General features: G+C 61.5%; 11 protein-coding genes. 8 read left to right on the top strand and 3 right to left on the bottom strand.

From position 1 onward, the window contains the following. The first annotated feature begins 118 nt into the window (after positions 1-118). The 7 genes from hyi to ACCD00_RS28200 all read left to right on the top strand — a co-directional run bounded on the left by hyi (position 119) and on the right by ACCD00_RS28200 (position 7,895). Positions 119-901 carry a hydroxypyruvate isomerase gene (hyi, locus tag ACCD00_RS28230; RefSeq protein WP_413428528.1) on the top strand — a complete coding sequence of 261 codons (783 nt, stop codon included), beginning with the start codon at positions 119-121 and terminating at the stop codon, positions 899-901. Between the two features lie 145 nt (positions 902-1,046). Further along, positions 1,047-1,940, top strand: coding sequence for a 2-hydroxy-3-oxopropionate reductase (locus ACCD00_RS28225; protein WP_057715850.1), 894 nt, complete (start codon positions 1,047-1,049; stop codon positions 1,938-1,940). 157 nt (positions 1,941-2,097) lie between these two features. Then, positions 2,098-3,378, top strand: a complete 1,281-nt coding sequence (locus ACCD00_RS28220; protein WP_413428527.1) for a glycerate kinase — start codon at positions 2,098-2,100, stop codon at positions 3,376-3,378. After that, complete coding sequence (gene pyk / locus ACCD00_RS28215) at positions 3,368-4,783, top strand: pyruvate kinase (protein ID WP_413428526.1); 1,416 nt, start codon at positions 3,368-3,370, stop codon at positions 4,781-4,783. The genes ACCD00_RS28220 and pyk overlap by 11 nt, the downstream gene beginning before the upstream one ends. Positions 4,784-4,914: 131 nt before the next feature. Further along, a complete protein-coding gene (locus tag ACCD00_RS28210) occupies positions 4,915-5,829 on the top strand; it encodes an urea transporter (RefSeq protein ID WP_413428525.1) in 915 nt (304 codons plus the stop codon). Positions 5,830-5,850: 21 nt separating this feature from the next. Then, complete coding sequence (locus tag ACCD00_RS28205) at positions 5,851-6,675, top strand: ion transporter (protein WP_413428524.1); 825 nt, start codon at positions 5,851-5,853, stop codon at positions 6,673-6,675. 221 nt (positions 6,676-6,896) lie between these two features. Further along, complete coding sequence (locus ACCD00_RS28200; RefSeq protein WP_413428523.1) at positions 6,897-7,895, top strand: sulfate ABC transporter substrate-binding protein; 999 nt, start codon at positions 6,897-6,899, stop codon at positions 7,893-7,895. A gap of 129 nt (positions 7,896-8,024) precedes the next feature. Here ACCD00_RS28200 and ACCD00_RS28195 read toward each other — a convergent pair whose 3' ends face one another. Together ACCD00_RS28195 and ACCD00_RS28190 are read right to left on the bottom strand one after the other, a co-directional pair. Continuing rightward, positions 8,025-8,468, bottom strand: a complete 444-nt coding sequence (locus tag ACCD00_RS28195; RefSeq protein ID WP_413428522.1) for a hypothetical protein — start codon at positions 8,466-8,468, stop codon at positions 8,025-8,027. Positions 8,469-8,574: 106 nt separating this feature from the next. Continuing rightward, positions 8,575-9,204 (bottom strand): hypothetical protein, encoded by a 630-nt coding sequence (locus ACCD00_RS28190; protein WP_413428521.1) that lies wholly within the window; start codon positions 9,202-9,204, stop codon positions 8,575-8,577. A 235-nt stretch (positions 9,205-9,439) separates the two neighbouring features. On the opposite strand from ACCD00_RS28190, the gene ACCD00_RS28185 reads away from it, so the two are divergent. Further along, positions 9,440-10,645, top strand: coding sequence for an MFS transporter (locus ACCD00_RS28185; RefSeq protein ID WP_413428520.1), 1,206 nt, complete (start codon positions 9,440-9,442; stop codon positions 10,643-10,645). 117 nt (positions 10,646-10,762) lie between these two features. Here the strand turns inward: ACCD00_RS28185 and phnN are convergent, their stop codons facing one another. Next, complete coding sequence (gene phnN, locus ACCD00_RS28180; RefSeq protein WP_413428519.1) at positions 10,763-11,314, bottom strand: phosphonate metabolism protein/1,5-bisphosphokinase (PRPP-forming) PhnN; 552 nt, start codon at positions 11,312-11,314, stop codon at positions 10,763-10,765. Positions 11,315-11,677 lie beyond the last annotated feature (363 nt).

The following is an 11,677-nucleotide window of genomic DNA, read 5'->3' as shown; positions in this document are numbered from 1 at the left end:
GGGGTTGGGCGGCACCCCCCACCCTCCTTTATTTTGTTGCCCCTTTTATCCCCCCCCCCGGGGGTCCCGCGCTTGGGCCCCCACATGGGGGGCCCTCAGACATTTACAGGAGACCACCATGCCGCGTTTCGCAGCCAACCTGTCCATGCTGTTCACCGAACAGGACTTTCTTGCCCGTTTCGAAGCGGCCGCCAAAGCCGGCTTCAGTGGTGTCGAATACCTGTTCCCGTACGACTTCAGCTCCGCCGAGATCAAGGCCCAGCTCGACGCCAACGGTCTGACCCAAGTGCTGTTCAATCTGCCGGCCGGTGACTGGGCCAAGGGCGAACGCGGTATCGCGTGCCTGCCGGATCGGGTTGAAGAGTTCCGTGCCGGTGTCGACCTGGCCATCGCTTACGCAAAAGTGCTGGGCAACACCCAGGTCAACTGCCTGGCCGGTATTCGTCCACAAGGCGTCGACGATGCCACCGTGGAGAAAACCTTCGTCGCCAACCTGAAATACGCCGCTGACAAGCTGCAGGCGGCGGGTATCAAACTGGTGATGGAAGCGATCAACACCCGTGACATTCCAGGCTTCTACCTGAACAACACGGCGCAAGCCCTGTCGGTTCGCGAGCAGGTCGGCAGCGCCAACCTGTTCCTGCAATACGACATCTATCACATGCAAATCATGGAAGGCGATCTGGCCCGCACCCTGCAATCGCATCTGGGCGAGATCAACCATGTGCAGCTCGCGGACAACCCGGGGCGCAACGAACCAGGTACCGGTGAAATCAACTACCGCTTCCTGTTCGAACACCTGGACCGCATCGGTTATCAGGGCTGGGTCGGTTGCGAATACAAGCCGCTGACCACCACTGAAGCCGGTCTGGGCTGGCTGAAAACCCATAACGCAATCTAACGCAGCCCCCTGTAGGAGCGAGCATGCTCGCGATGTAGGCCCAGACAACGCGGGGCATCAGACGGCCCGCATTATCGTTAACGTCCATCGCGAGCATGCTCGCTCCTACAGATAAGCAGCAGCTCAAAAACAAGAGGATTTTCTCATGGCTAAAATCGGATTTATCGGCACCGGCATCATGGGCCACCCAATGGCGTTGAACCTGCAGAAAGCCGGTCACAGCCTGTTCCTGTCGGCCCACCACGACCCTGCCCCTGCCGACCTGGTCGCCGCTGGCGCCGTCGCTCTGGCGAACCCGAAAGAAGTGGCCCAGGAAGCCGAATTCATCATCGTCATGGTGCCGGACACCCCGCAGGTCGATGACGTGCTGTTCCGCGCCGACGGCGTTGCCGCTGGTGTTGGCAAAGGCAAAGTGGTGATCGACATGAGCTCGATCTCGCCGACCGCCACCAAAGCTTTCGCTGCAAAGATCAACGAAAAAGGCGCGCAATACCTCGACGCCCCGGTCTCCGGCGGTGAAGTCGGCGCCAAGGCTGCGACCCTGAGCATCATGGTCGGCGGCGATGCCGACGCTTTCGAACGCGCCCTGCCGCTGTTCCAGGCCATGGGCAAGAACATCACCCTGGTCGGTGGCAATGGCGACGGTCAAACCGCCAAAGTGGCCAACCAGATCATCGTGGCCCTGAACATCCAGGCCGTGGCTGAAGCCCTGCTGTTCGCTTCGAAAAACGGTGCCGATCCAGCCAAGGTGCGTGAAGCACTGATGGGTGGTTTCGCTTCCTCGAAGATCCTCGAAGTGCACGGCGAGCGCATGATCAAGGGCACCTTCGATCCAGGCTTCCGCATCAGCCTGCACCAGAAGGACCTGAACCTGGCCCTGCAAGGCGCCAAGGAGCTGAACATCAACCTGCCGAACACCGCCAACACCCAGCAAGTGTTCAGCACCTGCGCGGCCATTGGTGGCAGCAACTGGGACCACTCGGCGCTGATCAAGGGCCTGGAACACATGGCGAACTTCTCGATTCGCGACAAGAAGTAAGCCTGTCCCACCCTGCATCAAACCTGTGGGAGCGGGCTTGCTCGCAAAGAGGGAGTGTCAGTCGACATGGATACTGACTGAACCACCGCTTTCGCGAGCAAGCCCGCTCCCACAGGGTCCGCGACAAACCCAATAACAAGAATTCCGGGAGCCCGCCATGTCGGTCGATCCGCAACAATTGCTGCGCGAGCTGTTTGCCACAGCCATCGACGCGGCGCATCCGCAACAAGTCCTCGAAGCCCATTTGCCTGCCGACCGTAGCGGTCGCGTGATCGTCATTGGTGCTGGCAAAGCCGCAGCCGCCATGGCCCAGGTGGTCGAGCGCTGCTGGCAGGGTGAAGTGTCCGGCCTGGTGGTGACCCGTTACGGTCACGGCGCCTCTTGCGAAAAAATCGAAGTGGTCGAAGCCGCGCATCCGGTACCGGACGCTGCCGGCCTGGCCGTGGCCAAGCGTGTGCTGGAACTGGTCAGCGATCTCAACGAAAACGACCGAGTGATCTTCCTGCTCTCCGGTGGCGGCTCTGCCCTGCTGGCACTGCCGGCCGAAGGCATCACCCTGGCCGACAAGCAGTCGATCAACAAAGCCCTGCTCAAGTCCGGCGCCACCATCGGCGAGATGAACTGCGTGCGCAAGCACCTCTCGGCGATCAAAGGCGGCCGCCTGGGCAAAGCCTGCTGGCCTGCCACGGTCTACACCTATGCGATTTCCGATGTGCCGGGCGACCTCGCCACGGTCATCGCCTCCGGCCCTACCGTGGCCGACCCGAGCACGTCGGCCGAAGCGCTGGCGATCCTCAAACGTTACGCCATCGAGGTTCCGGCCTCGGTGCGCACCTGGCTGCAAAGCCCCGAATCGGAAACCGTCAAACCCGGTGACCCGAGCCTTGCGCGCAGTCATTTCCAGTTGATCGCCCGCCCGCAACAATCCCTTGAAGCGGCGGCGGTGAAATGCCGTCAGGCCGGGTTCAGTCCGCTGATCCTCGGCGACCTCGAAGGCGAATCCCGCGAGGTGGCGAAAGTCCACGCCGGCATCGCGCGGCAGATCGTCCTGCACGGTCAGCCGCTGGCGGCGCCCTGCGTGATTCTCTCGGGCGGTGAGACCACCGTCACCGTGCGCGGCAATGGCCGTGGCGGGCGCAACGCCGAGTTCCTGCTGAGCCTGACCGATAGCCTCAAGGGCCTGCCCGGCGTCTATGCGCTGGCCGGTGACACCGACGGCATCGACGGATCGGAAGACAACGCTGGCGCGATCATGACCCCGGACAGCTACGCCCGCGCCGCGGCTATGGGGTTGAGCGCCAGCGACGAGTTGGACAACAACAATGGCTACGGCTACTTCGCGGCACTCGACGCCCTGATCGTCACCGAGCCGACCCGTACCAACGTCAACGACTTCCGCGCCATCCTGATCCTTGAGAGCACTAAACATGACGCCTGACAAAAAGGTCAAAATCCTCGCCACCCTGGGACCTGCCATCGACGGTATCGACGACATCCGTGCGCTGGTGCTGGCCGGGGTCAACATCTTCCGCCTGAACTTCAGCCATGGCGATCACGCCGACCACGCCCAGCGTTTTCAGTGGATTCGTGAAGTCGAGCGGCAGCTGAATTATCCGTTGGGCATTCTGATGGACCTGCAAGGCCCGAAACTGCGGGTCGGCAAGTTCGCCGAAGGCAAGGTGCAACTGGTACGCGGCCAGGCCTTGCGCCTGGACCTCGATGCCACGCCAGGCGATGAGCTCCGGGTCAACCTGCCACACCCGGAAATCATCGCCGCGCTGGAGCCAGGCATGGACCTGCTGCTGGACGACGGCAAGTTGCGTCTGCGGGTAGTGACCAAGTACGCCGACGCCATCGACACCACCGTGCTCAATGGCGGCGAACTGTCGGACCGCAAAGGCGTGAACGTGCCGCAAGCGGTGCTCGACCTGAGCCCGCTGACCGCCAAGGATCGCCGCGACTTGACCTTCGGTCTGGAGCTGGGCGTGGATTGGGTGGCGCTGTCGTTCGTACAACGTCCCGATGACATCCGCGAGGCCCGCACACTGATCGGCGACAAGGCCTTCCTGATGGCCAAGATCGAGAAGCCCTCGGCCGTCGAGCAACTGCGCGAGATCGCCGAATTGAGCGATGCGATCATGGTCGCCCGTGGTGACCTGGGTGTGGAAGTGCCGGCCGAAAGCGTGCCGCAGATTCAGAAGAACATCATCAGCACCTGCCGCCAGCTCGGCAAACCGGTGGTGGTGGCGACCCAGATGCTGGAGTCGATGCGCTTCTCCCCGGCACCTACTCGCGCCGAAGTCACCGATGTGGCCAACGCCGTGGCCGAAGGAGCCGATGCGGTGATGCTGTCGGCGGAAACCGCGTCCGGCGAATACCCGCTCGAAGCCGTGCAGATGATGAGCAAGATCATTCGCCAGGTGGAAAATGGTCCGGACTATCAGACTCAACTCGACGTCAGCCGGCCGAAAGCCGAGGCGACAGTTTCCGACGCGATCAGCTGCGCCATTCGTCGCATCAGCAACGTGCTGCCGGTGGCGGTGCTGGTGAACTATAGCGAGTCCGGCGCGTCGAGCCTGCGCGCGGCGCGGGAGCGGCCGACGGTGCCGATCCTCAACCTGACACCGAACCTGCAAACCGCCCGTCGCCTGAGCGTGGCGTGGGGTGTGCACTCGGTGGTCAACGACCGCCTGCGTCAGGTCGATGAAGTCTGCTCGACGGCACTGGAGATTGCCCAGGCCCAGGGCATGGCGCAGCGTGGCGACACGTTATTGATCACCGCCGGTGTGCCCTTTGGGCAGCCGGGATCGACTAACTCTTTGCGCATTGAGACATTGATTTAGCGCCTGAACTGGCCTCTTCGCGAGCAAGCCCGCTCCCACATTGGTTTTGTGTCGTTCACAGAACCAATGTGGGAGCGGGCTTGCTCGCGAAGCAGGCGACACGATTCACCGGAAACACCACAGACTTCATCATGCCTGCCAACCATTTCAACACCCACTGCCCCGACTGGGCCGAAGCGTTGCTCAACGGCTTCAGCCAGATCTTTCTCCAGCGCAATCCGCTGTGCGGCCTGCTGTGCCTGCTGGCCATTCTGTTCACGGCGCCCGCCTTGCTCGGCGGCGCTTTGCTCGGCGGTGTCGCCGGGCTGCTCACCGCGCAACGTCGCAACTATGCGAAGGCTGATCGTCAGGCCGGGCTGTTCAGCTACAACGGTGTTCTGCTCGGTCTGTTGCTGAGCCTGTATTTCCCCTGGTCGGCGATGATGCCGCTGCTGATTCTGGCCGCTGGAGGCCTGAGCGCGATGATCACCCAGCAGTGGCTCAAGCGCGTCCGGGTCAGCCAATACCTGCCAGCCTATACCGCGCCATTCGTGGTGCTGAGCTGGGTGCTGCTGTGCTTCGCCACGCCCTCGACACAAGCGCACTTGATCGAAGTCAGCACGCTGAACATGCTCGCCGCCCCCCTCAAAGGCCTCGGCCAGGTGATGTTCCTCGGCCATCCGCTGGCCGGTGCGATGATTGCCGCCGGTTTGCTGATCGCCGATCGCCGCGCATTCGGCTGGGCGTTGTTGGCATCTGTCGCGGGCATGGGCTGGAGCCTGCTGCACCACGACTTCTACAGTGCATTGCTCGGTCTCGGTGGCTATAACGCCGTACTCGCCGCCCTCGCCTTCAGCTCGCAGCGTCGCCAGCCGTGGCTGCCGCTGGTTGGCATTGGCCTGGCGCTGGCGCTGACGCCGGTCTTTGCCGCCATCGGCCTGCCGACGCTGACCGCGCCGTTCATTCTTGCCTGCTGGCTGATTCGCAGCGTGTTGCAAATGCTCGGCAAAGCCACCGTCGAAAGCGCGCCTTGCGCTAACGGGGAGAATCAACCTAGGCTGCGCTGATTTGCGGCCAAGGCGATGTGCATGATCAGCAACGACACGTGGCGTAATCGCCTGTACGTGATTATTTTCCAGACCGACACCGTCGCCGGGCGACGCTTCGACACCGCCCTGCTGCTGATCATCTTCGCCAGCCTGGTGGTGGTGATTCTGGACAGCATCGATGACGTCCACCAGAACTACGCCAGCCTGCTGGCGTTCATCGAGTGGGGCTTCACGGTGATCTTCCTCGGCGAGTACATCCTGCGCCTGTACTGCTCGCCCAAGCCCCTGCGCTATGCCTTCAGTTTCTATGGCCTGGTGGACCTGCTGGCCATCGTGCCCGGCGTCCTCGCGCTGTACTACAGCGATGCCCAGTACCTGCTGATCATCCGGGTGATCCGGATGCTGCGGATCTTCCGCGTACTCAAACTCGGCCCCTACCTCAAGCAAGCCCATTACCTGCTCGATGCCCTGCGCGGCAGCAAGCAGAAAATCCTCGTGTTCCTGCTCAGCGTCTGCACCCTGGTGACGGTGTTCGGCACCCTGATGTACGTGGTCGAAGGCCCGCAACATGGCTTCACCAGCATTCCCAAGGGCATTTACTGGGCGATCGTCACCCTCACCACCGTCGGTTACGGCGACATCGTGCCCAAGACCGCTCTGGGTCAGGTCATCTCGTCGATGGTGATGATCACCGGTTACTCGATCATTGCCGTGCCCACCGGGATCTTCACCGCCGAACTGGCCACGGCCATGCGTGGCGGCCAGTTGCAGCACGACTGCCCGGTGTGTGCGAAAAACAGCCACGAACAGGAAGCGTCGTTCTGCTCCCGTTGCGGCAATGCGCTATTCAAGAAACGGGAATAAGCAAAGAGCTTTTTAATCTTTAAAGGACTATACGAGCCCGGTTATAGTCGCTGGCAAAATCGTATCGACCGCACCACTTGCAGGAGCGAGCTCTCTCGCGAAAAACGCCAGGACAACGCGGGCACTCAGACAGCCCGCGTCACCGTTAGCGTCCATCGCGAGCAGGCTCGCTCCTACAGTGTTGGTGCGGCGGCTCCTACACAAAGAACAAGGAATGCGCAGTGAAAAAACTCTTTGGCGCCTCACTTCTCGCCGCTGGCCTGGCCCTGGGCAACATCGCCCAGGCTGCACCGACCCTGCTGAACGTCTCCTATGACGTGATGCGAGATTTCTACAAGGACTACAACACTGCCTTCCAGAAACACTGGCAAGCCGAGCACAACGAAAACATCACCCTGCAAATGTCCTTCGGCGGCTCCAGCAAACAGGCACGTTCGGTCATCGACGGTTTGCCGGCTGACGTGATCACCATGAACATGGCCACCGACATCAACGCCCTGGCCGACAACGGCAAACTGGTCCCGGACAACTGGGTCACGCGCCTGCCGAACAACAGCGCACCATTCACCTCGGCCACCGTGTTCATCGTACGCAAAGGCAATCCGAAAGCCCTGAAGGACTGGCCGGACCTGCTCAAGGACGGCGTTCAGGTCGTCGTGCCGAATCCGAAGACCTCCGGTAACGGTCGCTACACCTATCTCTCGGCCTGGGGCTACGTGCTGAAAAACGGCGGCGACGAGAACAAGGCGAAGGAGTTCGTCGGCAAACTGTTCAAGCAAGCGCCAGTACTCGATACCGGTGGTCGTGCCGCCACCACCACCTTCATGACCAACCAGATCGGCGACGTGCTGGTGACCTTCGAGAACGAAGCGGAAATGATCGCCCGCGAGTTCGGCCGTGATCAGTTCGAAGTCATCTACCCAAGCGTTTCCGCCGAAGCCGAGCCACCAGTGTCGGTGGTCGACAAATCGGTCGACAAGAAAGGCACCCGCGCCGCCGCCGAGGAATACCTGAAGTACCTGTGGTCGCCGGAAGGCCAGGAAATCGCCGCCGCCAACTACCTGCGCCCGCGTGACCCGGCCGTGCTGGCCAAGTACACCGACCGCTTCCCGAAAGTGGACTTCCTGTCCGTCGAGAAGACCTTCGGTGACTGGCGCACTGTGCAGAAGACCCACTTCAATGACGGTGGGGTTTTCGACCAGATCTACAGCGGTCAGTGATGATCTGAACACTGCAACGCCTGTGGGAGCGGGCTTGCTCGCGAAGAGGCCATCACATTCAACATTGATGTCGACTGTTGCGCCGCCTTCGCGAGCAAGCCCGCTCCCACAGTTTTTTCACCTGTAATTTCAGCTCAGGTTGCCGCAGAAAATAGCCTGGTGACCATCGGCCGGGCTTTCACGCACCACCAGGGCATAGCCGCCGGCTCGAAGGGTCTCGACGGCGACCGGTGCGCTTTTCCAGAAATACTGGTGCGACGCCGCCGAATAGAACCGTGCATTCGGTCCGTCATTCATGTCATAGGCCGGTTTCGCGCCCAGGTTCGCGCAACTGCCCGGGTAGATGTAAGCCAGCAGACGGCCCGGTAACGCACTGCCCATGGGCTCGCCACTGACGGCAAACCAGAACACGGTGTCATGCCCACTGGGCATCATGATCGGTCGGCCAATTTTCCCGGCATTGGCCGAGGTGCCGTTCAGGGGAACGTTGGTGACCTGGTTGTCAGGCACTGTCGAACATCCACAGAGCCCACCGACTGCTACGACGAACGCCAGCGAAGATACGATTTTCATCGTGATACTCCCGCTTGTAAGGACACATTGAAGTGATCCCCCCTGTAGATTCTAGCTACCGGGGTTTTGCGGGTTTTTCTTCGGATGGTCGGTTGCCAAGTAGCGGCTACATCGGCGGTGTCACGCCATCCTTGCCCGCCGAGATGGATTGAGCGGTGAGCGTGCCGTCAGCGCCCTGCGTCACAAAGGTCACGATCTTCACGCCCACCTTCAACAGGCTGCGATCGGCCGGCATCAGGTTGACGATGGGTACGTCTTCGGGCACCAGGATCTTCTGTTGGCCGCCCTTGTAGTTGACGGTCAGCACCCGGCCATTGCTCACCACCAGGTCGCCGACGCTGCCGTTGGTCATGCTGCTGCCCTTGACCAGGTCAAACGGCCGATGACCGTCGCCACTGCCGGCCAGTTCCGGCGGAAAAACATGGACCTCCAGGGCCTTGAGCGTGCCATCCTCCTGGGGAATAGCCGCGGAGCCAATGTAGCTGCCGGGCTTGATGTCTTCGATGTTGGCCAGGGTCACGGCGCGGACCTTGGTGTCCTTGGTCAGATTGATCACCACGTTGTCGCCGCTGTTGGCATGGACTTTCAGAACGTCCGGGCTGACGCCGGTGATCTCGCCGCGCACACCGACGCGCGTGCCCGGCGCGTCTTCGGCCTGGACCAGGCCTGCGCTGAAGACGCAGGTCAAGGTGACGACTGAAACACAGCGAATCAGCTGACGGAACATCGCATTCATGGAGCAGCCCTCTGGTTACAAGACGTGGAGAGAGAACATAAGCACGCTATCGAACAAGATGTAAGTGAATGTATCATTCACCTCCGGTGTTCTGACGCAAGGCACTTCGGCGGACGACACACGCGTCCGTCAATCATTCCGCAATGGAATGATTGCTATCACTCCAATCCCGCTTCCGCCGTTTCAGTCAGCCCATTAGCCTGTGCGCAATCCTTTCCGTATAGCGAGACCCGTTATGAACCCAGCGACCCAGGTGCCCCACGGCACCGCGACAATGACCCGAGGCATGGTGCTGTTGTTCGCCTTCTGCTGCGGCGCCATTGTCGCCAACATCTACTACGCCCAGCCGATCATCGGCCTGATCGCTCCGGACATCGGCCTGACCAATGCCATGGCCAGCCTGATCGTTTCCCTGACTCAAATCGGCTATGCGCTGGGCCTGTTTTTCCTGGTGCCGCTGGGGGATCTGCTGGAGAACCGCCGGTTGATGATCATCACCACGCTGGTGGCGATTGTCAGCCTGCTGGGTGCGGCGTTCACCGATCAGCCGAACGTGTTCTTGCTGATTTCGCTGTTGGTGGGGTTCAGTTCGGTTTCGGTGCAAATCCTGATTCCGCTGGCTGCGCACCTGGCGCCGGAAGAAACACGTGGCCGTGTGGTTGGCGCAATCATGGGCGGTTTGTTGCTCGGTATCCTGCTGGCCCGGCCGGTGTCCAGTGTGGTGGCCGATCACTTCGGCTGGCGGGCGATGTTTGTGATTGCCGCGGTGTTGATGGCGGCCATCAGCATCGTGCTGGCGATGACCATTCCCAAGCGTGAACCTGATCACAGCGCTACCTATGGCCAATTGCTGGGCTCGCTGTGGACGCTGTTGCGCAAGCAGCCGGTACTGCGCCAGCGTGCGTTTTACCAGGGGTGCATGTTTGCCACCTTCAGCCTGTTCTGGACCGCCGTGCCGCTGGAGCTGGCGCGCAATCACGGTTTGTCGCAAAGCGAGATCGCGATTTTCGCACTGGTGGGAGCCATCGGCGCCATTGCCGCCCCGATCGCCGGACGCCTGGCCGATGCCGGACACACCCGCATCGCGTCATTGCTGGCCCTGCTGTTCGCCAGCCTGAGTTTCGTGCCGGCGTTCATCCATCCAGCCTACAGCGTCATCGGCCTGGCCGTGACCGGCGTGGTGCTCGATTTCTGCGTGCAGATGAACATGGTCCTCGGCCAGCGTGCGGTCTACGCCCTCGACGGCAAAAGCCGCAGCCGCCTGAATGCGCTGTACATGACCAGCATCTTCATCGGCGGCGCCTTCGGCTCCTCGGTGGCCAGCGCGGTGTACGAACACGGTGGCTGGTTGTGGATCGTGATCGTCGGCAGTGCGTTCCCGCTGCTGGCCTTGCTGCGGTTCCTGAGTGTTTCGCAGAAGGTTTCGCTGGCGACTGCGTAAGCCGCAAAACCCGGTCGGATCGCCGACCGGAACAGGCTCGCTTGTATGGTAGGACTTGAAGGGAGGAGGAAGGACTGGGTACTGCCTGACCTGGAAGGCCTGACAGGCGGATGCGCGTTACTCGTCAATGCAGACCAGCAACCGTTCGACCGTTTGCTCAAGCGGCCCGGAGTTGTCGAGCAAGTGCACAGCCGGGTCCTCCGCCAGCAGTTGCTCGCTGAATCGGGCATTGCGTGCCAGCCGCTGATCGATCTCGATCGGCGATTCCCGCCCGCGTTCCAGCAAACGCTGGCGCAGTACCGCTTGATCCACAGTCAACAACAGCACCAACGCGTTCGGATAGCGCAGGCGCGTGTTCTGCAAATGCCCCCGAGAGCCATTGATCAGTACGTCCTGCCCGGCGGCCAGCCAATCGTCGATTTCCCGCGGGATGCCATAGGACAACCCGTTGGCGTGCCAGCTAAGGGCAAATGCGCCCTGGGCCTCCATATCGGCGAACTGCTGTTCACTGACGCCCAGCGCCGCTTCGCCCACGGCTTCCGCCGAACGCGTGATGACCCGCCGTACGACGCGGCAGCCGCGTTCGGCCAACCGTGTTCGCGCAGCATCCAGCAGGCTGTCCTTGCCCGAACCTGAAGGCCCGATGAGATAGATCAACCTGCCCGCCATCAAACCAACCTCTTCATTTGTCGCCCTGCTTGCCGTACCCACGGCAGACTGTCCTGATTGCTCTTGCATCAGATCAGCCCGCAGGCCCGGCGTATGATCCATCACCGACACCGGTTGCACCAGCGGGTTCTCCACTTGATCACGGTATAAGCTGAGGGTGTCCTCGCAGCGCAGGTCAATCTCGCGTCAGGGGTGTTGGGCGACGTGTTTTTTTTACCGGTGTACATATCCGTTATTTAGGTAACGGCCACTAACGGTTCCGCTTTTACAGCGGGTTACTTGGAAGAGCCCCAAGTAACCAAGGGCTCTTGCCCCTGACGTTCGGTGCCTCGCCAAGGCTCGGCATTCCCTCGCTCCGGTCCT

This window comes from Pseudomonas sp. Pseusp3, from assembly GCF_047304225.1.
In the GTDB taxonomy this organism is placed as follows: domain Bacteria; phylum Pseudomonadota; class Gammaproteobacteria; order Pseudomonadales; family Pseudomonadaceae; genus Aquipseudomonas; species Aquipseudomonas fluorescens_CD.
The sequence above is the reverse complement of the archived record's forward strand: the minus strand, read 5'-3'. Positions and strand labels throughout refer to the sequence as shown.